Source organism: Geobacillus sp. C56-T2 (assembly GCF_007829715.1).
Lineage (GTDB): Bacteria > Bacillota > Bacilli > Bacillales > Anoxybacillaceae > Geobacillus > Geobacillus icigianus.
Window position 1 is genome coordinate 2,064,906 of sequence record NZ_VJWB01000001.1, and the last position, 20,195, is coordinate 2,085,100.

A 20,195-nucleotide genomic window follows, 5' to 3' on the forward strand; every position below is an offset into this window, starting at 1 on the left:
AAATTTCACAAATTTTCAGTATATTTTAAGCGAACTATCATCGAAAATCACGAGACATAACCGCTCGGTTCTTCACAACGGTTTGGCCTCATACTTGTCACTAACATATGAATGAGAAGTGGCGGATAGAACGGTTATTTATGATTTCTTGTTTCTAAACGGCTGTAATAATGTAACAGGCTAGTCCCCTCACCCCTACTCGAGAACAAGGCAATGTTAGCAGCGAAAAGCTTATGTCTAGGTAGCCCTCTTCTAAACGGTGGGGTTGATAAGTGGAGGAGTGTCACTTATCTTTCATAGTCGTATCAATAAAAACTCCCGGACTGTTCCGTCCGGGATCGCCATCTCACACCTCCACCGTCTTCCCTTCCTCAACGACATGGTAAAGCAAATGCGCCAAGTGGTGGATCGGGCCATATTCTTCCTCGCCGTCTTCAGCCATTTCTTCTTCGTCGGCGAATTCGAGGTCGTTCAAATAGAGCGCCATAAACTCGTAAAAATCTTTTAGCTCGAAGCTGTAGCACGCGCTCGGGTCTTCGTTGTCCTCCTCATACTGAAGCATTAAGTAGGACACATTCCCTTCGTTGTCTTCAGCGTCAAAAAAGACAAAATAGCCGATGTTCGTGTCAAGATCAAACAAATGCCGCGTTCCGCCTTCGGTCACCTTATCAAAATCCTCTTGGCTCAACTTGCCGACGTTCATCGCTTCCACATCATCTTCACGGTGAAACTGGACCGTAAATGTTTTCACTGTCATTCCCTCCTCCAAAAATGCTTAATGAATACGTTTTGGACAGCCGCTCAAGCAGCTTGATCCCGGTGAGACTGTTCCCTTTCTCATCGAGCGCCGGACCGAAAATGCCAATGCCACACCGCCCAGGGACGGCGGCGAGAATGCCGCCCGAGACGCCGCTTTTAGCGGGGATGCCGATTTTGATCGCAAACTCCCCGGATGCATTGTACATGCCGCACGTGACCATGAACGTTTTGCAAATGCGGGCGACATCCAACGGCATGAGCGGTTTGCCCGAATGCGGGTCGCGCCCGTCAAGCGCGAACACTAAGCCAATGCGCGCCAAATCGATGCATGTCATCTCAATGGCGCATTGCTTCGTGTACAAGTCCATCAACTCTTCGACGTCTTCATCAATAATGCCGTGCTGCTTTAAAAAATAGCAAAGCGACCGGTTTAAAAACGCGGTTTCAAACTCCGATTGAGCCACTTCTTTTGAATACGTAATCTGTTCGTTGCCCGCCAATCGGCGCACGAACGCCAACAGCCGCCCGAGCCGCTCTTCGACCGAACGGCCGCGGATCATGTGCGTCACCGCCAGTGCCCCGGCGTTAATCATCGGGTTGAGCGGTTTGGCCGGCTGCACTTCCTCGAGCTTGGCGATCGAGTTGAACGGGTCTCCTGTCGGCTCCATGCCGACTTTGCGGAACACGTCATCTTCTCCGTGATCCATCAACACAAGGGCGAGGGCAAGAATTTTGGAAATGCTTTGCAGCGTCACTTTCACCGTTACATCGCCGGCGCTTACCACTTCGTCGTCCGGCGTGTAAATGGCGATCGACAGTTCATTCGGATTCGCCTTGCCTAAGGCGGGGATGTAGTCAGCCACTTTTCCGTAGCGGGCGTACTGCTTTGCTTCTTCGACAAAGCGGGCCAGTTCTTCTTGATTGTACACATTCATCACCGATCGTTAGTATCGCCTGTTTTTTCCGTTTCTATGCCCAAATGGTTCAAACAGCAGCAATTACCGATAGGTTCGCTTTGCCCTCGCCAAGCGGGCCGCCGGCAAATAACGGCCCTGCTCCTCTCAAGCTGTCCTTAGCCTGTTGTTTGAACAGCAGCTGTTTTTTTTTCGTTCTTCCTCCGCAAACACGTTTTTCAAATCGATCGCAAATCCGGGAAAGGGGCGGACAGGAATCGTCTCATCGCGAACATACATCCCTTGATGGCGGAATCTCCCTTCTTCGAGCACATAGACATCCATCGTCTTTCTCCAACAACCTTGTTGTAGGCAAGGGAGAACGGTTTCAAGTATAATAAAAAAGAGGTGAGGAGCATGCAAGAAGCCATCAACATGTCCCCGTCCCCGTCATGGGAACATCAAATCGTTTGCGACAATCTTGTTTCCATGATCAAAGGAAAAAGCCCATGCCAACCGATTTCCAACTTATCCGTGAAACTCGAAAAGAACGGAAACGTGATGAACGAGTTTATCCAGCCGGATGTCGCTGTCTATTGCGAACGGCCGGAAAAAATCATCGGCGGCTATAAGGGGCGGCCGCTCATTGTCATCGAAGTTGTCAGCCCGTCAACCTACAAAATCGATGTGACGCTGAAAAAAGATTTGTACTGCGCCTACGGAGTGGAAGAATACTGGATCGCCGACCCCTACAACAAAACGATCCGTCAGTGCACACTCGAACATGATCGATACGCCGAAACGATCATCGCCTGTGGCGAAATGTTCGATTCTGTCATCGGAACGATTGACACAGCGCTCGTGTTCCAAGGCGTGTAGAAAAGAGGAAACGCCCGATATGGACGAAGCGAGGCGGTCTGTCCGAAAATTGCTTGATTTTGGCATCGAGACGGTCGTCTGTTACCACAGTGGAGTGTGCCGCGGCCAGATTCGCAAACAGTTGGAGCGAATGGCCCGATCGATGGCATAACCTCGTTTCACAGCACGGCTAATCCATAGCTGACAGACGAAGCCTTGTCGGATGCCGATGGCCTTTCAACGGCATCCTTTTCTGACTTCATGGAAAATTAGCCATTGATCTTATCCTGTTTTTCTTGTATAATGAAGTATGTCTGACAAACCATTTCGGGATGTAGCTCAGCTTGGTAGAGCACACGCATGGGGTGCGTGGGGTCGCAGGTTCAAATCCTGTCATCCCGATCGATCGAAGGAGACCAGCCGGAAAACGCCCGGCTGTTTTTTTTTTTGTTCTCTCACGCGTTTCCTCCTCGTGACGCTGTTTTTCCCTAGGAGACTGGTGATTTACTCGCGGATACGGCTTTACAATGCCATTTCTCAACTAGAAAAACCTTGTTGCACCGGTCCTGCTTTTCACTCATTCTCCCATTGATTAAGAGGATTAGGGGGATTTCACCAGCCTTCTAGGAGGTTGGTGATTTAATCCTAGATACGGCTTTGCAATGTCACTTCTCAATTAGAAAAACCTTGTTGCATCGATCCTGCTTTTCGCCCATTCCCCCATTGAGTAAGGGAATCAGCCGTTTTTCACCGCTCTCCTAGGAAATCAACCCGATCTGCCTTCCTGCCCAAGCGATACGGTCAACAGCCATATCAACGTCTTTTTCCGTCATGGCGGCGGTGATGGAAAAGCGAATGCGCGCCGTTCCCTCAGGGACGGTCGGCGGCCGGATGGCGATGGCGGCAAGGCCCGCTTCCTGCAGCAACCCGCTCATCGCCACAGCTTGGTCGTTCGGACCGACGATCACGGGAACGATCGGCGTCTCGCTGCCGCCGGTGTCAAAGCCGAGCTGTGTCAATTTCGTGCGGAACCGTTCACTGAAGGCGTGCAGCCGCTCGCGCCGCTCCGGCTCGGATTGGACGATACGAATGGCCGCTTCATTGGCAGCCAGAACAGCGGGTGGCAAGGCGGTCGTAAAAATGAAGCTGCGAGCGCTGTTTATCAAGTAGTCGATCAGCCACGGCTCGCCGGTGACATACGCTCCGAAGCTGCCGAGCGCTTTGCTGAAAGTGCCGATGGCGATCACATCTTCTTCTTTCTCGAGCCCGAAATGGTGAAGCAGCCCTTCGCCGTTCGGCCCAAACACCCCTCCGCTGTGCGCTTCATCCACAATCAATATCGCGCGGTAGCGCCGTTTCAGCTCGACAAGCTCCGATAATGGCGCTAGATCGCCGTCCATGCTAAAAACAGCATCGGTGACGATCCATTTTCGTTTGCCCGGCGGAGATTTCCTTAATAATGCTTCCAACTGATCGACGTCATTATGCCGGTAGCGGAAACAGGTGGCTTTGCTCAGGCGAATCCCGTCAATTAAGCTTGCATGGTTCCACTCATCGCTAAAGACGAGATCATCGCGGCGAATGAGCGCCGTCAGCACACCGATATTCGCGGTATAACCGCTGTTGAAAATGAGCGCAGCCTCCGCTTGTTTCCACTGTTTCAACACGGCTTCGGCCCGCTCATAGAGCGGATGGTTGCCGACGATAAGCCGTGACGCACCCGCTCCGGCTCCGTAGGCCCGCATCGCCTCGCAACCCGCTTCAATGAGCCGCTGGTCATCCGCCAACCCTAAATAATTATTGGACGCTAAATTTAACATCGGCTTTCCGTTCAGGATAACCGAAGCTCCTGAGGCCTGTGCTCGGCGCAGCTGGCGCTTTTGCGCTTTTTGTTCCCATTCGTGCAGTTTGGCGATTAGTTCGGTTTTCATCCCTATCCCCCTTATATGTAAACTTTTTATAAAAAATAGTTTACATTAAAAACCGCGAATCGGCTAGGAAAAGATGGTCAGTTTCGTTTGTTGATTATTTAGCACATAGTTCTGTTAATTATTGATTTCCACCCTCGACCACATGCATAGTCCAACCGCAGACATGTCATACTATACGTGTTATCGGCAAAAACAGGAGGTGCTGAAAATGGATGCTCGGCGGGCGCAAGAGATCGCCTCGTCACCGGTGATGGCGAACGTCACATACAACGGCCAGCGCATTTACATTGAGCATGTCGACCAGCAAAAAGGAATGGCAACGATCCATCCGCTTGACAATCCGAATCAAAAACAAAGCGTACCGGTCGCCAGCTTAGAGGAGCATTCATAACGAAAAAAGCGAGAGAAAGGACGCGTCCTTTCTCCCGCTTTTTGATTTAATCGGCCGTCAGCTCTTCCCGTTGCTTGTAGGCCTCTTGCACCGTTTGTTCCTTCATCGCTGCTCGGCCTGCCGTCCGGGCATCAGCGGTGCGGACAGATTTGTCGTTGCGCTTGTTGTTCGCTTTTCTCTCCATCTCGATTCCTCCTTCGTCTCTAGCATGCCCTGAATGACAAGAGGTTACTATCGCGAAGGAGCAAAAGAGCACTGCCCGATCGGACGGCTTATGAAACGATCTTATCCTTTTTCTAACAACTCGATCCGATTGTGAAACGGATCGCGAAAGGAAAACCGCTTCACCCCTGGGATCGGTTTTTCGTCTTGCGTCACGACGCCTTGTGATTCCAAATAGCGGCGCGCGGCTTCGACATCTTCCACTTCAAACGCCGGGTGGCTTTTGCTGTTGTAGCCGTCGCGGTTTTCTGCTCCGATATGGAGCTCGATATCGCCGACTTTGTACCAAAGTCCACCGTTTCCTTTCAGCGATTCCGGCTTTTCGATTTCTTGAAAACCAAGCACACCGGTGTAAAAGGCGCGCGCTTCGTCTTCGGCGCCAAACGGAATGCAAATTTGCACATGGTCAAGCCGTTTTACACGAATCATCGTTCCTCTCCCCCCTGTCCGAATGCCGGTTTGATCCGGCGGATGAACGAAACCGCCGCAACCGCCCAAATGAGCAGCACTCCCTCGACCGCCCAGATGTTTGTGACCACTTTCGCTTGATAAAGCGCCGGTAAGACGTCCATCGCCGCGTGAAGCAAAATCGCGTACAGCACATAACGGAACTGCCGCTGGCGCACGCCAAGCAAAACGAGGAGCGACAGCGCCACATGCACCGCCAAAGCAAACAGCCGTTCTATACCGCCCAACACGTACATCGCCAACGGCGTGTGCAGCACTTGTTCTTTGATCAGCTCCGCCTGGCCTGCCGGGAGCGATGGGGCGATCATTTTGTCGAAGGCGCCTGATTGAATCAAACTCAAAAGCACAATCGTGTTCACAGCGCCAAACACGCCAAGCAGCACTGCTTCCACCCCGCCGTGCCCAAGCCCGAATGACAAGCCGTCGCCATACGTCCGGTTTTGTTTCAACAGCCAGCGAAACCCGACATAACGGCCGATTTCCTCAAACACACCGGCAGCCAGCGCGGCGTACAACACAAAGAGCCAAACGCTGTCTGTCCCTTTCAGCGCCGGCCGTCCCGGTTCAAGGACAGCGATGTGAAGCGCTTTTTCCAACACTTGTGAAAATATAAGAAACATCAGCGCTCCGATGCCGAGCGCTTTCCACGAAAGCCATCCTTTTTTTCTTCCGTACCATATGAGACCGACTGGAACCAACAGTGAAATGGCGAGCTGCACCGCCGCACCGATCATTCCCACATCCTCTCCCCCTCCCGCTTATTTATGAACGGTTGCGCTGTTCTTGCTGCTCATAAAGAAACGATCGAACGATGAGATACAAATTGCCGACAACGATGATGACGAGAAACAAAACAGCCCTCATCTCTCCGGGCCAAAACGCGGTGAGCATCGACAAAATCCCCATCGCGATAAACACTTTGCCGCCAAGACGGTGCGTTTTATGCCAAACCGTCTCACTCGCTAATGTCCACGGTGTGCGAATGCCGATGAAATAATTGTGTTTGATTTTCGGCAGATAATTTCCGATGACAAGAAACAGACCGCCGATGGCAAGCGGCATGAACGCCCCAACATCGATGGAAAATCCAAGGTTGTACGCCAATGTCACGGCATGCAGCGCCAAGAAAAAGCAGGAAAGCGCCGCATTGACAATACGATAGCTTTTTTGAAAGCGGGCGTAGTTTTCTCTTTTCGGGTCGAGCTTCGGCAAGACCGCCATTAAAAGCGTGAACACCGTCATGAGAACGGGCAGCAGCAACGCGCCAAACCATTTGCTGCTGAAGCCATCCGCTTTCCCTGATGCGTTCCAATGAATCGCCACTTGATCCGGCAAATACGGAAGGGCGGCCAAACTCAAGAAATAAGCGAGAACCGTCAACACGATCGTCAGCCGGCTAACGTTCATCATGTCCCTCCCCCTTTTCGACAAAATCGTAAAACCAGCGAAGCAAATCTTGAAACACCGTTGTGTTCAGAGAGTAGTAGATATGCTGTCCCTCGCGCCGGTCTTGCACCAAATCAGCCTGCTTTAGAATTTTCAAATGATGCGATACGCTTGGCTTTTGCATAGCAAAATGCGAAGCGATTTCTCCTGCCGTCAGCTCTCCTGCCTGCAGCAACGTTAAAATCTTCCGGCGCGTCGGATCAGCAATCGCTTTAAACGCTTCGTTGAACGACAATGGTCATCCCACCTTGTGAGCGATGTTTCGATGCGCCTTACGGAGTTAGGAAGACACCAGAAGAGCTTTGTCGTTGCCTCTTATGCGCCAATGTGAACAAGTTTTCATACATGTATACGTATATAATTAGATATTTAGAAAAACATCTAAATATCGGACAAACGATTCGCTATTAATTAAAGAATATTCCATTTGACTGTCAATGTCTTTTCCCGTTTTCCCCCGTAGATATCAGTGGAAAGGAGGGCGCACAGCTAGACGCCCCCGGAGTCCATGGTAACGTGGGGCTTGGCTTCCCACTGATTTCCGGTGAACTACTCCCACTTAGCTTTGCTTGAAGTGGGAGCCTCTCAGTTCCGCGACAACTTTTCGTCTCCCCTGAGCGTGACTTCGGGTCGTTCCAACGCTAGATATCCGACATGACGGAAGTTCTTTTCTACCTTGGCTATTTTACGAGCGGAAGGAATCTGCTTGGTTCTCGCCTATTCATTTGTCCACTCAACCCCTATATAGCCACTTATCAAGAAACATATGATATATTCAGTTTATCATAAGATTTGGCTAACGCCAACCGACATTCATCTCTCACTGATCGTTGGGCTACGCCCTTCACACGCTTAAAGTGGGAGACTTCTTTCGGAATGATGTTAAAACCCCGTCGGCCAAGCGGCAAGCAAGCGCTCGCTTTTTTCTCCATCAGTTCGTCTGTTCATTGCCGCAAATTCTCCACCATGATCCCCCTTTTTTTGGAAAAGGCGGGGCGGCCCGTGCCCCCCGCCGCTATGTTATTCTCTTGGAAGCAGCTTTCGCAATACTTTGCCTGACGGCGTCGCCGGCAATTCATCAATGAACTCGATATAACGCGGATACTTGAACGCCGCCATATGCGTTTTCGCCCATTCGATCAAGTCAGACGGCGCGACCCTTCCTTTATACGAATCGTGAAGAACAACAAACGCTTTCGGCACTTCCCCTTTCATCGGATCAGGCACACCGATGACTGCGCATTGCTTGACGGCCGGATGTTCGTTCAACAACGCTTCGACGTCTTCTGGAAAGACGCTGTAGCCGGACACTTTGATCATCTCTTTCAGCCGCCCTTGGAAATACAAATAGCCGTCTTCATCGACATACCCGATATCGCCGGTGTACACCCACCCATCTTTCAGCGTCTCGTTCGTCGCGTCATCGCGGCGGAAGTAGCCTTTAAAAACCCCCGGATTTTTGACGACAATTTCCCCCGACTGTCCGGGCCCAAGCTCTTGTTTCGTTTCCGGATCCACGATGCGAATGTCCGTCTCATACGTTGGGATGCCGCACGAACCAAATTTCACACGGTCATCCGGCATGAACGTGTCACACGTATGCGTCTCGCTCAACCCGTAGGCGGCTTCGTACAACAGGCAGCCGCCGGCCGCTTCCGCCCACCGCTCGGCAAGGTCTTTCGTCACCGGCAGGCCGAAGCTCGTCGCTAAGTTGCGTTTTAGGCTCGATAAATCCGCATTGACAGAAGAGAGCGCCTGCAGGATGGCCGCGTTCATCGGAGCGATGCTGTACCATGCCGTGACTTTGTACGTTTCGATGGCTTTGATCGTCGCCAGCGGGTCGAAGCGGGTGAATAATACGCACGGATGGCCGGTGTACACCGGCATATTCAGTCCCATCACCATGCCGGCAATATGGCAAAGCGGGGAATGGGCCATAAGCTGTTCGCGTTTTTCCGTCAGCCGGTTCGCCTGCGCGGACGCCGCTGTCTTAAAGAGCGCACTGCCATACGGGAGCATCGCTCCTTTCGGCCGACCGGTCGTCCCCGACGTAAAAACGATCAATCCGACATCGTTCCACAAGTCAATGGGAGCGGTCTCATCAAGCGGCGGAGAAGTGGCAATGATGGCGGTGAACTCATCCGCGCCTTCACACGTCTGCTTCGGTTGCAGCACCTCCTCGCAAAGCGGGATCTCCCCTGCCGGATCCGCATAGTCGCCGTAATGACAAGCGACCGTAAACGACAGCGGCGCCGTTTGTTGTTCAGCTTGTTGAATGCGGGATAATCCTTCTTCCCCAGCGATGATGCCGACAAGCGGCACTTCGGAAAAGAAGTAGGCAAGTTCAGATTCGCGGTACATCGGATTGAGCGGAACGACAATGCCGCCGAGCTGCTGAACGGCGAAGTGAGCGATGATGTATTGTGGACAGTTTTGCATGTACAAAGCTACGCAGCTCCCCTTTTCCACTCCCTTTTCCCGCAAATAGCGGGCAAACCGGTGGACATGGTCAAGCAGCGTCCCCCATGTGATCACCGTATTGTAGAAGATGTACGCTGGTTCGTTCGCTTCACGTTCACCGCGGTGGCGCAAATAATGATAGAGCGGCTGTTCGCCGAGCACATAGCGAAGCTTCTTCGGCAACCCGCTCGGCCAATACGGGCGCGTTTGGTTCACCTGTTTCACCATCCTCCGATAGAATACTGAACGGTCAGTATTTTCGCCTCAGAAAATGCTTTCAACCTATGATCATGTCCTCTGCTTCATTCGTATGAATAGAATTTCGCTGTCATTCGTTGATTTCCTTGTTTTGAACGACCCATCATTTTCGCCGCCCTGGCAAACGGCCGCCCCCTTCCACGTTGGAGAAGGAGCGGCCGTTAGGAAAAGGAGGAAAGCCCGGAGCAGCTTACGCGGCTTGACGGCGGTCATTTATGCGCTGCGGCCGGACGATGTGGACGATGCGTTTTATTCGTCCACCAATGACGGAGATATGGCAATACCCAATGATCGAAACCGTAGCGTCCGGCATTGGCTCCGGCGACGAGGATGAAGACGGTGAGCAGCACCATTTGCGGGTTCGTGCTCGTCGTGCCCGAGAACATGAAAGCGAAGTTCATGACAGCTCCCATAAGTGCGGCAAAAGTCGTAAACAATCCGAGAATGAGCGCGATCCCGACGAGAAATTCACCCCATGGCACGAGGAAGTTGAACAATCCGACATTCGGCAGCGCTACGTTTTCGATAAAGCCCGCCCACCAGCTTTGCACGGCCGGGTGTTCGCCCGTGGCCTTCGCCAACGCTCCTTTTAAAAATCCGGTGGCGTCAAACCCTTGCGTGATTTTTTCCCACCCCGCCATCATCCATTCATACCCTAAATACAACCTTAACACCACCATCAACGCCGACGCTGTGACATGTTCGCGCAACCATTTGACAACCATTTTGTTCCTCCCCTTTCATTTTTACAATTGTTCTTTACACTTTTATCTTAATCTTTTTTTTTACTCGATGAAATGGATTTGTTCATCATTTCACAATACAGTCAAAAAGTTATGACTGAATCATGACGAATATAATTTTTCCCTAAAATCAAAACAAGAGCGTCTTTTATCCTAGGAAAAAGGATTGACATTTTGAGAAATAGTCTAGAAAATAAAAGGTTCATCACCGAAAGATGTACTTGACTTTTAGGAACAAACATGATATTATCCCTCCCGGTTGAACAAAAATAACAAAAAATGGTAATCAATCTTTTTGACGTTCTTATCATGAAAAACGTTTTTTGTCAAGTACATTTTGTGGTGAAGAGCCAAATAAAATAAAAAATGTTAATTTTTACAGAGAAGGAACGGTAAGATGCGATGGGGGAAATGGTGAATATGCCGTTAAACCAGAAACATTTATACGAGTGGTACAGGCAAATCGTCGAACATACAAGCCAAGGGATGATGGTGACTGATGCCGACAGCCGAATTCTTTTTGTCAATCAAGCATTTACAACGATCACCGGCTACTCTAAAGACGAGGTGCTTGGAAAAACGCCGCGCTTATGGCGGTCAGGGAGACACGGGGAGTTGTTTTACGCACAATTGTGGGAGTCGTTGCTGCGGACGGGGCAATGGCAAGGGGAAATTTGGAATCGAAAAAAAGATGGGACGGTTTATCCGCAACGGCTTCATATTGACGCTGTGAAAGATGAGTCTGGGCAGATTGCCAACTATGTCGCCTTGTTTTCCGACATCAGTGAACAAAAAATGATCGAATGCGAGCTCCAGCAGCGGGAAGAACAATACCGATTTATCGCGGAAAACTGTTCGGACATCATCGCAACAATCTCCGCAGACGGAACGCTCGTGTACGTTTCGCCTGCCTGCCGCTACCTGCTCGGCTATGAACCGGAAGAACTGCTCGGCCGCTCTGTATTTGAATGGATTGAGCGAAACGAAGATCAACAGCTCCTGCCGCGATCGATAGAAACAGGCGGGGCATTTCATATTTTGACGTTTTGTTTCCGCTTCCGTAAAAAAGATGGCACAAAAAGCTGGCTTGAGACGACGGGGCGCAAACTCGGCGGCGGCAAAGGGATGATCGCCGTCGTTCGCGACATTACGCTGCGAAAAGAGGCTGAGGAGCAGCTGAAAAAGGCGAACGATTTGCTGCAGCGCATGTTGTCGCTTGACGGATTGACCGGCATCGCCAACCGCCGTTCGTTCGATGAGCTGCTCGCCCGTGAATGGGAAAGCGCCAAACAACAAAACGCCCCGCTGGCCTTGATTATGATCGATATTGATGCGTTCAAACGGTTTAACGACACATACGGGCACCAATGCGGCGACGACTGTTTGCGCAAAGTCGCCGTATCGCTTGAACAAACAGCCAAGCAATACGGCGGGGCGGCGGCACGCTATGGCGGCGAGGAGTTCGCTGTTATTTTGCCGCACGCTTCGCCGTCAAAAGCGGCAGCGGCCGCTGAAGCAATACGGTTGAACATTGAAGGGCTGGCCATCCCACACCGCTTATCGCCCGCTGCCAACTGCGTCACTGTCAGCGTCGGAGCCGCGGTCGCCATCCCGCAGCCAAATGAGCATGCCGAGGCGCTTCTTTCCCTTGCCGATCAGGCGCTATACCGGGCTAAACAAAACGGGCGCAACCGGGTGGAAATCGCCTGTCCTGCTCGCCGATGAACCTCCTTCCCTTTTTTCTAGGCGCGCATACAATGGCCATAAACGGTTTTTACAGAAAAAGGGGATGGAAACTATGGCCATTATTAACGGAACCGAGTATATCGAGCGCATTGACAATCTTCGGTCAAATAGCGACGCTTCCGGCCGAACAGCGGGTGCAGCTATTCCGCTTCGCATGGGATTTGGCGATGAGCGCCTTTGGGACGCGGCAGACGCTGTACGAACGGTTTTTCTTCGGCGATCCGGCCCGGTTTGCGACAACCTTTTACCATCGCTACGACCGGGAGGCATGCGCCCAAATGGTGCGACGGTTTTTAGACAGCGAACAACGTTGACAAAACAGCAGCAACCACCGCACCGGACCGGCATAAACGCCCGCCTTTTCTTCAAAGAGGCGGGATATCATCAAGCGTTTCGTGTAGAAAAAAGGTGTCCCGCCTCTTTCGGGACACCCTCATGCGAATGGATTGACGTGATCGATCACATCGTCCGCTGACGATCGGGAAACAACAAGCTGAACAGCACCCCGGCCACCAGCGCAATGGCAAACGTCGTAAACCGTGAACTGATGATGGCCTCAAGCGGCGAGGAAATCCAGATGACCGTGCTGAGAAACCCAGCCAGAATCGTGGCGATGACGCCGATGCCAGAATACCGCTTCCAGAAAAAGGAGAGTAAAATCGCCGGTGACAACGTGCAGCCGATTCCAGCCCACGCCCAGCTGACAACGAGATAGACGAGCGACTCAGATGTCATCGCCAGCACCAAACCAAGCAGTCCGGCGATAACCACCACCGCGCGGGAAAGCGCGACAAGCTGCTTTTCCGACAGACGAAGGCGCAATGAACGGCGCGCAATGTCTTCGCTAATGGCGCTCGTGATCACCAGCAGCTGCGAATCGGCCGTTGTCACGATGGCCGCCAAAATGCCCGACAGCAATACTCCCGCGAGCCACGGCGGCAACAAATCGAGCGCCATATGCGGCAATACCGTTTCCACGTCGGCGAAGGAATGACCCTGATAAAGGGTAATCGCCGCAAGACCGATGCCAAACGCGCCGCCATAGGCCAGCAGCGTCCAAATGATCGCCACCGTTTTGGCCGTTTTCGCCTCGCGAGCGTCTTTCAACGCCATGAAGCGGACGCTCAGCTGCGGCTGGCCGCCCAGATAGCCGAAAAACCAAGCAAAATTGTTAAACAACAATAGCCCAAGCGCAAATCCAGTGACTCCCCCCGTCCATGAATCAAGGCCTGGTTTCGCGTGATGAAGCGCTTCACTGATCGACAAGCCACCACTATAAATTTCCACGAACGCCACAATGGGCAAAATCACGAGCGTCGCCAGCATGAGCACACTTTGAATCATATCCGTCCAAACGACACTGACGAACCCGCCAGTGTATGACAAGATAATGACAATCGCCACGCTGATGACCATGCCAAGCGCTGGGTCGATATGGAAAACGGTAAACAATGTCTTGCCCGCTCCGGCAATTTGCGCGCTGAAATAAAACATCATAAAGCTAAAAATAAGGACGGTCGCAAGCCATAAAATCGTTTGCCCGTGCGCGCCGAACCGTTTCGCCAAATAGCCGGGCAGGGTCAGCGCGCCGTACCGCTCCGCCTCTTGGCGAAACCGGTCAGCCAAAAAAAGCCAAGCGCAGACGATGCCGATGACAATGCCGACAGCCACCCAAATCGCAGAAAGACCGCTCGCAAACACAACCCCCGTGTAGCCAAGCAACAGCCACGCCGATTCCCCTGTCGCCCGTTCGGAAAAAGCGAGCGTCCAACCCGGAAGCTTTTTTCCGCCAAGCAAAAAATCGCTATGGCTCATCTCTTTTTTTCCATACCAATAACCAAGGGCTGCCATCACGAGACAATACAGCACGAGCTCCGCCAAGATGAGGCCATTCATCGTTTCTCCCCCTCGCGATCTTGTTCGCCTCACGACACTGCCGCCCGCCGTTTTCCCCGTAAAAAAACCGACATTGCCATCGAACGAAGACGACAATGCCGGTACAGCCAAGAAAAGTGCAGCTTCTGAGTTATTTGGTTCATTACTACCATTATGATGATGGGAAGCGGTTTATGCTGAAATTCTTGCTCCACTCGTTGTCACCTTTCCCTCTCGCTGTTCAAAAAGTTGCAAAAAACAACGCTATGTAATAAAGTGGACTTGACACCAAAAAAAGGAGTGAACGATATGGATCGCTGGGAAAACGAGCTAAACAAATACGCCGAATTGGCCGTGAAAGTCGGCGTCAACATTCAGCCTAGACAGACGCTGTTTGTCAACGCCCCGCTCGAGGCGGCGCCGCTCGTCCGCAAAATCGCCAAAACGGCGTATGAAACCGGGGCGAAACACGTGTATGTCGAGTGGAACGATGAGGCACTTACATACATCAAATTTCATCACGCCCCTGAGGAAGCGTTTTCCGAATATCCGATGTGGCGGGCCAAAGCGATGGAAGAGCTCGTCGAACAAGGAGCGGCCTTTTTGTCGATTTACGCCCCGAACCCGGACTTATTGAAAGACGTCGATCCGAAGCGGATCGCGACCGCCAATAAAACGGCCGCCCAAGCGCTCGCCAACTACCGGAGCGCCATCATGGCCGACCGGAACTGTTGGTCGCTCCTGTCCGTCCCGACGGCCGCATGGGCGCGAAAAGTATTTAGCGATCTGCGTGATGAAGAAGCCATCGACAAATTATGGGAAGCGATTTTCCACATCGTCCGCGTCGACCGAGACGATCCGATCGCCGCTTGGCGCGAACATAACGATCGGCTCGCCCGCATCGTCGATTACTTAAACAACAAGCAATACAAACAGCTCGTTTACGAAGCGCCGGGCACCAACATCACGGTCGAGCTCGTCGACGGGCACGTTTGGCACGGCGGCGCGGCGACCAGCCAAACCGGAGTGCGCTTCAACCCGAACATGCCGACCGAGGAAGTGTTTACGATGCCGCATAAAGACGGCGTCAACGGCACGGTCCGCAACACGAAGCCGCTCAATTACAACGGCAACATCATCGACGGCTTCACGCTCACCTTTAAAGACGGTCAAGTCATCGATTTCAGCGCCGAAGAAGGATATGAGACGCTCAAACATTTGCTTGATACCGATGACGGGGCGCGCCGCCTCGGCGAAGTCGCCCTCGTGCCGCACCAGTCGCCCGTATCGCTGTCCAATCTCATTTTTTACAACACGCTGTTTGATGAAAACGCCGCCTGCCATTTTGCGCTTGGCAAAGCGTACCCGACGAACATCGAAAACGGCGCGGCGCTGTCCAAAGAAGAGCTTGACCGCCGCGGCGTCAACGACAGCCTCGTCCACGTCGACTTTATGATCGGCTCGGCCGAACTGAACATCGATGGCGTCACGAAAGACGGCAAGCGCGAACCGATTTTCCGCCGCGGCAACTGGGCGTTCGAATTGTCGTAAGCTGGTTTCCCTTCACTCGAAAAGGCCGGTGAAAAACGGTTGATTCCCTTCATTAATGGGAAAATAAGCGAAAAGCACGATCGATGCAATAAAGTATTTCTCATTGAGAAATAACATCGTCAAGCCGTACCCATGATGAAATCACCAGCCTCCTAAGCCATCAGGCTGCGTCCAACAGGCGGGCAGACCCGACCGTTGGCGCAGCCTGATTCGATTCCAACACGGATTCACATGCAACGATCAAAGCGAACCGATAGGGTTGTTTATATCTTGCCGCAAATGCACAGCGGCCGATGCCGCCTGCGCCAGTTGCTCGCATTGCCGCAAACGAATGCTAAAGAGAACGAGCGGGTCGCGGTACGCCTCCGGATGGGTGCGCATCTGTTTTAATTCTCTTTCTTGGGCGACCGTTTCGAGCTCCAACCGTTCCAACGTTTCATTTAAAACGGCGGATGGCGCTTGGAAAAACCGAGCCATATCGCGCTCGAGCGATTTGGCAAACCATTCAAACGGCATCAGCAACTGCTGGGCGACCGTTTCCGCCACATCGCTGTAATCTTGCGTTTGCATCCACTGTCGATACCTTTGCGCGAGCATCGCCTTATTTTGCGGAAACGCACCGAGCAGTTTGCCCGCCCCTTTCAACAACAGCTGACTTGGCGTTCTCCGCAAAAACACGTTCACCTCGTCTATTTGTACTCCGCTGATCAATCGATCCGTATCGCGCCGCCAATCGGCGAGAAGGCGAAAATCGCATTCAAGCTTCAGCCGTTCCTCGCCAAACATGGCATTCAATCCTTCGGCCATTTCATATAAAAACGCTTGGCATTCATTGAATTCATCCTCAGCTCCAGCAATCCACTCGTTTAGAGCACAATGCAACCGCGGCAGCACCTCGCCGTCGATATAGGCGCGAATCCGCTCGTTCACCCGCTCATTCAACTCAAGGTGAAGACGGGCAAAATCGCTGTCGTCGCCCACGAAGTCAGCCGCTTGGCGCAACATGTCGGGAATCGCCGTTGCCAAAGCCGTCCGCGTCTCTTCCAACACCGCGCGGAACGATTTGACGATCTTCACCGTCTTTTCTTCTTGCTGATCACCGAGCTGGTGAATCGCCCCGTTCAGCTTGGCCGCCATCTCTTTTTTCCAGACAATCGACTCGGCCAACCGGCTTTCCGCCTCCGCTCGCTGCCGGAACAAATGAGCAATGAACTGGCGGATCGTCGCTAATAGCGCCGTTTCCCGACGCTCTATCGACCGATGACGGCCCAATTCGCCGAGCCAGTCAACGAGCGTTTGCTGCTGGCTGCGGCTTGGGGCATGCGGCGAATAAACGATGACATTGGCTTCCGGAACAACCGTGCGGATATGCGCCTCTATTTCCCGAACAATACTCATTGTCTCCTGCTCATCGACCATCCCGTCTCCTGGAGGAAGCAAAAAGTGAATCGGCGCCTGCGGAATCCGTTCGCGCAGCTGGAATACCAGCTGCTCATCGATGCTGGAAAACGGATCGTCTCCGTTCAGAAGAAAAAGAACGCTGTCGGCAAGCGCAATAGAGATCAGCGCCTCATGGTCGAAGGAAGCGCGCCCGCCAAGCGGACCGATATCGAGCAAGGAAACTCCCTGCGGCAAAAGGGAAAACGGAGCTGTGCATTCAATGACCGCATCATCGGGGAACCGGCTTCCGCGACCTCCTGATGCTTGTTGAAACTCTTCAATGTTTGAGAAAACCGTAAACTGTTCATCGCTGATTTTCACTATTTCGGCTTCTTCCCCGTGTTTCCACACGAGCACCGGGGCAGATGGCGCCGCCAGCGCCGCCTCACCAACCAGCGTCCGCAAAAACGCCAACCGCTCATGGCGCGACGCCCCGGCAATCAACACGCAATGTCCTTGCGCATCCGCTAGACGCCGCATGAGCCAGCGAAACCGGAAATGAGCCCCTGCCCGCTGCGCTTCTGCCCATTCGGCCATTTCTTCAAACAGGGCTAGCGCTGCTTCCCGTGTTTTTCCTCTTGTTCCCATAAGCCGCTTGGCCGCATCACGAATGATGTCTTCGGCAAACGCCTCGGGAACTTTCTCGCTCCACGCCAACAAGGCAGCCGCAGCCACCGCCGCCGCGGAACCTTCCGCCATATTCACCCAGCTTTTTAACAGCGGCGGGATCACTTCCACGAGCTCTTTCCATCGATACGGTCCTTTCATTAACCCTTCGTACACCTCGGCCAAAAGAGCAGGAATCCTCTTCCACTCATAGTCTCGACCTAGCGCCAACTCATCATCGAGGCGATTCCACTCCGCGAGCCACGAAAAATAGAGATCCCCATCTCGATAACCGTTCCATAGCGCCTGCACAAGCCGCTCAAACTTTACGCGATCCGTTTCATACAACAGCGCTAGGCAGCGTGAAAACCGCGCCGGCGCCATCGTCCGCGCATGTCCTTGTTCCACATAACCGGTCAAAATGTCTGCCCAGCGGCGCGATGAAGTCCGCACCGCCTCCCCCAAAGCGAGCTCAATGGCGCTTTCCCAATCGCCTTGTTCCTCGAAAAAGGCACGCGCCCATTCGGTCATGTTCGGATAATCCGGATACAACGTCACGCCGCGCTTGATCATTTCATCTGCCTTTTCTGTTTCCCCTAACTCGCGATAGAGGGAAAACAAACACAAAATGAGCTCCGCTTGAAGCGTCTCACTTTCCGTCTCGACCGAACGGTACAGCTCCTCAGCCATTCTCAGCTGCCCGAGCTCATAGTAGCTGTCCGCCATGTTCTTTTGCGCCCATGGGCGCAGCTCGTTATGAACGTTTTCCCACTTAAAAATGGCGGCCTCATAATCGCGGCGATGAAAATAGACTTCCCCCTGGGCAAAGCGAATGGACGATAGATCCGCGCCATCGCGGTGCGCGGCGAAAAAAACGTCGCCGAGCGCGCCAACCACATCGCCCTCCCCTTCGTCAATTAGCGTTTCATAAAACGTTTTATGAACAAGCCGTTGTTCAAACTCCATGTCCATCACCCGACTTACTGATTTGCCATGCATGTTCATTGTATGGCTTGTTTGGTCATTTTATTTCTATCCTATACATTTTAACAAACTTTCACCACCATGAACGTTTCAATTTGTTTTCATTTGCAAGACAAAAAGCTTCTGCGGTTGCGGTAAACGAGAAATTTGAATTCAGGCCCAAATCAAACTGCCTGTCTCCCAAAATTATTAATAGTTCTGTAGATGAGCATTTTTCATTACAGTAATTTCCATTCACTAAGAGACAAACAGGGTACCCCTTAGGCGACATGGAGCTGTTTTTTGATCACATCAATGGGAATCTCTTGCTTCGCGGCATCGTAGATGAACTCAACGACGCTGTGTCCTTTCCGAGAACGAAGAAGCTCCAGGCCGGAAGAGAGGTCTTGTTGAGATTCCGCGATGCTGTATACGCAGGCGAACAGCACCACGGCCCAATACCGTTTCACCGCCCGAATGTGACGAACACGGTATCCATCGAGCTTCAGCTGGTCTTTGGCCTGCCGGAAAAAGCATTCGATCGTCCAGCGCTGGGCATAGTAACGCAAGATCTCTTCATCGCCTAGCTCCCGGTCGGTGCTCAAGACAACATGGAGATGATCTGGCGTCATCGGTTCATCCGCCTTCCAAGCCAGCAGCACCACCGCGTCATCGAGGCCATGGATCGCTCCCTCGTAGCGATACACGCGGTAACGCTCCTTCCCCACCGTGACGAGGCGGGTGTCGTTGGGCTCGATATAGCGGGCGAACTTCTTCGCTTGGATGGCGATGCCTTTCGGATAGAGAATCCGGTTCGTCTTGAGCATGGCGATGACATGGAATCCTTGTTTCAGGCAGGCTTCGATGAGCGCTTGGGACGGATACCACGAATCCATGAGCACATACACCGGCTGAGCCCGTTTCCCCTTGAGCGAGGAAAGCATCTCGATCGCTAGGTCGATCTTGCTTCTTCCCGCCGTCTTGTCATACAGACGAAAGGCGAACGGAAACGCTTGCGAGAAAGTATGCACCATCAGCCAAACGAGCGAATGCCCCCAAAGGATTGATGATCTTTGTGCGAGTAGTGCCAATCACACCCTTGAATGGCGCGGGCAGCCCGTGACGAAGGCTTCGTTTTTTGGCAAATGGTATCATCAATCGAAACAAAAAGGGGTTGATTCTCCTGTTTGGCGATTCGCTGGATGCGATGAAGGATCCATGGCTGGAGTTTGCGAAGCAACGTCTCTTCATCCCAAGGGCTTTTCGTGAAAAAAAGGGCTGAGCGTGGTTCGATGATTGGGATGAAAACTCCAGTGATGGACATCGGTCAATGTTCCCGAAAATCCCTTGGTAGTCAAGGCATCCACAATATGAACGAGATGCTTGATGACCGGTTTCGAGAAATAAAGCGCCAATCCCAGCGTCATGAAAAACTTGTGGATTCCTTGATGATGTGCTAATCTATTCATGAGACATGAACCTCCTTGTGGGTAGTTGGTGGTACATCTATTCTAACCAAGGAATCGGGTTCATGTCTCCTTTTTTATTTGGTTGTAAATTTATGTTAGCGAATTTGCTCATCTAC

The 20,195-nt window shown here is 52.3% G+C and carries 19 protein-coding genes, 1 tRNA gene and 1 pseudogene; 7 read left to right on the forward strand and 14 right to left on the reverse strand.

Annotated features, from left to right (window positions below; genetic code table 11):
* Positions 1-346 precede the first annotated feature (346 nt).
* The 3 genes from GC56T2_RS10255 to GC56T2_RS10265 form a co-directional block, all read right to left on the reverse strand.
* A complete protein-coding gene (locus GC56T2_RS10255) occupies positions 347-751 on the reverse strand; it encodes a cytosolic protein (RefSeq protein ID WP_144974965.1) in 405 nt (134 codons plus the stop codon).
* On the reverse strand, positions 720-1,694 hold the full coding sequence (gene glsA, locus GC56T2_RS10260) for a glutaminase A (RefSeq protein ID WP_144977242.1): 975 nt from the start codon (positions 1,692-1,694) through the stop codon (positions 720-722). Before glsA ends, GC56T2_RS10255 begins: the two co-directional genes overlap by 32 nt.
* Positions 1,695-1,820: 126 nt before the next feature.
* Positions 1,821-1,997, reverse strand: a complete 177-nt coding sequence (locus tag GC56T2_RS10265) for a hypothetical protein (protein WP_255516073.1) — start codon at positions 1,995-1,997, stop codon at positions 1,821-1,823.
* Positions 1,998-2,069: 72 nt separating this feature from the next.
* Here GC56T2_RS10265 and GC56T2_RS10270 point away from each other — a divergent pair, with 72 nt between their 5' ends.
* The 3 genes from GC56T2_RS10270 to GC56T2_RS10275 all read left to right on the forward strand — a co-directional run bounded on the left by GC56T2_RS10270 (position 2,070) and on the right by GC56T2_RS10275 (position 2,912).
* Positions 2,070-2,531 (forward strand): Uma2 family endonuclease, encoded by a 462-nt coding sequence (locus GC56T2_RS10270; protein WP_063165653.1) that lies wholly within the window; start codon positions 2,070-2,072, stop codon positions 2,529-2,531.
* A gap of 19 nt (positions 2,532-2,550) precedes the next feature.
* Positions 2,551-2,682: a hypothetical protein gene (locus GC56T2_RS18145; protein WP_255516074.1), complete on the forward strand. Its 132-nt coding sequence runs from the start codon at positions 2,551-2,553 to the stop codon at positions 2,680-2,682.
* Positions 2,683-2,838: 156 nt separating this feature from the next.
* Positions 2,839-2,912: transfer RNA gene (locus GC56T2_RS10275), tRNA-Pro, on the forward strand.
* A 356-nt stretch (positions 2,913-3,268) separates the two neighbouring features.
* Here the strand turns inward: GC56T2_RS10275 and bioF are convergent.
* Entirely contained in the window at positions 3,269-4,441 is a 1,173-nt protein-coding gene (gene bioF / locus GC56T2_RS10280) for an 8-amino-7-oxononanoate synthase (RefSeq protein WP_144974967.1), read from the reverse strand.
* A gap of 208 nt (positions 4,442-4,649) precedes the next feature.
* Between bioF and GC56T2_RS10285 the strand changes: the two genes are divergently transcribed.
* Entirely contained in the window at positions 4,650-4,832 is a 183-nt protein-coding gene (locus GC56T2_RS10285) for a small acid-soluble spore protein H (protein WP_063165651.1), read from the forward strand.
* A gap of 46 nt (positions 4,833-4,878) precedes the next feature.
* Here the strand turns inward: GC56T2_RS10285 and GC56T2_RS17810 are convergent, their stop codons facing one another.
* The 7 genes from GC56T2_RS17810 to GC56T2_RS10320 all read right to left on the reverse strand — a co-directional run bounded on the left by GC56T2_RS17810 (position 4,879) and on the right by GC56T2_RS10320 (position 10,411).
* Positions 4,879-5,016, reverse strand: a complete 138-nt coding sequence (locus GC56T2_RS17810) for a hypothetical protein (protein WP_011231615.1) — start codon at positions 5,014-5,016, stop codon at positions 4,879-4,881.
* 101 nt (positions 5,017-5,117) lie between these two features.
* Entirely contained in the window at positions 5,118-5,483 is a 366-nt protein-coding gene (locus GC56T2_RS10290; protein WP_014196160.1) for a VOC family protein, read from the reverse strand.
* Entirely contained in the window at positions 5,480-6,262 is a 783-nt protein-coding gene (locus tag GC56T2_RS10295; protein WP_144974968.1) for a YhfC family intramembrane metalloprotease, read from the reverse strand. The genes GC56T2_RS10290 and GC56T2_RS10295 overlap by 4 nt, the downstream gene beginning before the upstream one ends.
* Positions 6,263-6,284: 22 nt before the next feature.
* Complete coding sequence (locus GC56T2_RS10300) at positions 6,285-6,932, reverse strand: SdpI family protein (protein ID WP_144974970.1); 648 nt, start codon at positions 6,930-6,932, stop codon at positions 6,285-6,287.
* Positions 6,919-7,203: an autorepressor SdpR family transcription factor gene (locus GC56T2_RS10305; RefSeq protein ID WP_144974972.1), complete on the reverse strand. Its 285-nt coding sequence runs from the start codon at positions 7,201-7,203 to the stop codon at positions 6,919-6,921. The genes GC56T2_RS10300 and GC56T2_RS10305 overlap by 14 nt, the downstream gene beginning before the upstream one ends.
* 785 nt (positions 7,204-7,988) lie before the next feature.
* Entirely contained in the window at positions 7,989-9,656 is a 1,668-nt protein-coding gene (locus GC56T2_RS10315) for a class I adenylate-forming enzyme family protein (protein WP_222427769.1), read from the reverse strand.
* A 239-nt stretch (positions 9,657-9,895) separates the two neighbouring features.
* Positions 9,896-10,411: a DoxX family protein gene (locus tag GC56T2_RS10320; protein WP_033843638.1), complete on the reverse strand. Its 516-nt coding sequence runs from the start codon at positions 10,409-10,411 to the stop codon at positions 9,896-9,898.
* A 438-nt stretch (positions 10,412-10,849) separates the two neighbouring features.
* Here GC56T2_RS10320 and GC56T2_RS10325 point away from each other — a divergent pair, with 438 nt between their 5' ends.
* Entirely contained in the window at positions 10,850-12,154 is a 1,305-nt protein-coding gene (locus tag GC56T2_RS10325) for a diguanylate cyclase domain-containing protein (protein WP_186440028.1), read from the forward strand.
* A 32-nt stretch (positions 12,155-12,186) separates the two neighbouring features.
* Complete coding sequence (locus tag GC56T2_RS10330; RefSeq protein WP_370454544.1) at positions 12,187-12,489, forward strand: 4-hydroxyphenylacetate 3-hydroxylase C-terminal domain-containing protein; 303 nt, start codon at positions 12,187-12,189, stop codon at positions 12,487-12,489.
* A gap of 145 nt (positions 12,490-12,634) precedes the next feature.
* On the opposite strand, the gene GC56T2_RS10335 is transcribed toward GC56T2_RS10330, so the two are convergent.
* Complete coding sequence (locus GC56T2_RS10335) at positions 12,635-14,071, reverse strand: sodium/proline symporter (RefSeq protein ID WP_144974980.1); 1,437 nt, start codon at positions 14,069-14,071, stop codon at positions 12,635-12,637.
* A gap of 288 nt (positions 14,072-14,359) precedes the next feature.
* On the opposite strand from GC56T2_RS10335, the gene GC56T2_RS10340 reads away from it, so the two are divergent.
* Positions 14,360-15,601 carry an aminopeptidase gene (locus tag GC56T2_RS10340; protein ID WP_144974982.1) on the forward strand — a complete coding sequence of 414 codons (1,242 nt, stop codon included), beginning with the start codon at positions 14,360-14,362 and terminating at the stop codon, positions 15,599-15,601.
* A gap of 240 nt (positions 15,602-15,841) precedes the next feature.
* On the opposite strand, the gene GC56T2_RS10345 is transcribed toward GC56T2_RS10340, so the two are convergent.
* Together GC56T2_RS10345 and GC56T2_RS10350 are read right to left on the reverse strand one after the other, a co-directional pair.
* Positions 15,842-18,652 (reverse strand): tetratricopeptide repeat protein, encoded by a 2,811-nt coding sequence (locus GC56T2_RS10345; RefSeq protein WP_144974984.1) that lies wholly within the window; start codon positions 18,650-18,652, stop codon positions 15,842-15,844.
* A gap of 239 nt (positions 18,653-18,891) precedes the next feature.
* Positions 18,892-20,079, reverse strand: a pseudogene (locus GC56T2_RS10350) (IS701 family transposase).
* Positions 20,080-20,195 lie beyond the last annotated feature (116 nt).

What these genes read in the sequence shown, in the direction of transcription:
- glsA (WP_144977242.1), bottom strand. Translation starts at nt 1,694, where the DNA reads ATGAATGTGTACAATCAAGAAGAACTGGCCCGCTTTGTCGAAGAAGCA.
- GC56T2_RS10265 (WP_255516073.1), bottom strand. Translation starts at nt 1,997, where the DNA reads ATGGATGTCTATGTGCTCGAAGAAGGGAGATTCCGCCATCAAGGGATG.
- GC56T2_RS10270 (WP_063165653.1), top strand. Translation starts at nt 2,070, where the DNA reads ATGCAAGAAGCCATCAACATGTCCCCGTCCCCGTCATGGGAACATCAA.
- GC56T2_RS18145 (WP_255516074.1), top strand. Translation starts at nt 2,551, where the DNA reads ATGGACGAAGCGAGGCGGTCTGTCCGAAAATTGCTTGATTTTGGCATC.
- bioF (WP_144974967.1), bottom strand. Translation starts at nt 4,441, where the DNA reads ATGAAAACCGAACTAATCGCCAAACTGCACGAATGGGAACAAAAAGCG.
- GC56T2_RS10285 (WP_063165651.1), top strand. Translation starts at nt 4,650, where the DNA reads ATGGATGCTCGGCGGGCGCAAGAGATCGCCTCGTCACCGGTGATGGCG.
- GC56T2_RS17810 (WP_011231615.1), bottom strand. Translation starts at nt 5,016, where the DNA reads ATGGAGAGAAAAGCGAACAACAAGCGCAACGACAAATCTGTCCGCACC.
- GC56T2_RS10290 (WP_014196160.1), bottom strand. Translation starts at nt 5,483, where the DNA reads ATGATTCGTGTAAAACGGCTTGACCATGTGCAAATTTGCATTCCGTTT.
- GC56T2_RS10300 (WP_144974970.1), bottom strand. Translation starts at nt 6,932, where the DNA reads ATGATGAACGTTAGCCGGCTGACGATCGTGTTGACGGTTCTCGCTTAT.
- GC56T2_RS10315 (WP_222427769.1), bottom strand. Translation starts at nt 9,656, where the DNA reads ATGGTGAAACAGGTGAACCAAACGCGCCCGTATTGGCCGAGCGGGTTG.
- GC56T2_RS10320 (WP_033843638.1), bottom strand. Translation starts at nt 10,411, where the DNA reads ATGGTTGTCAAATGGTTGCGCGAACATGTCACAGCGTCGGCGTTGATG.
- GC56T2_RS10325 (WP_186440028.1), top strand. Translation starts at nt 10,850, where the DNA reads ATGCCGTTAAACCAGAAACATTTATACGAGTGGTACAGGCAAATCGTC.
- GC56T2_RS10330 (WP_370454544.1), top strand. Translation starts at nt 12,187, where the DNA reads ATGGCCATAAACGGTTTTTACAGAAAAAGGGGATGGAAACTATGGCCA.
- GC56T2_RS10335 (WP_144974980.1), bottom strand. Translation starts at nt 14,071, where the DNA reads ATGAATGGCCTCATCTTGGCGGAGCTCGTGCTGTATTGTCTCGTGATG.
- GC56T2_RS10340 (WP_144974982.1), top strand. Translation starts at nt 14,360, where the DNA reads ATGGATCGCTGGGAAAACGAGCTAAACAAATACGCCGAATTGGCCGTG.
- GC56T2_RS10345 (WP_144974984.1), bottom strand. Translation starts at nt 18,652, where the DNA reads ATGAACATGCATGGCAAATCAGTAAGTCGGGTGATGGACATGGAGTTT.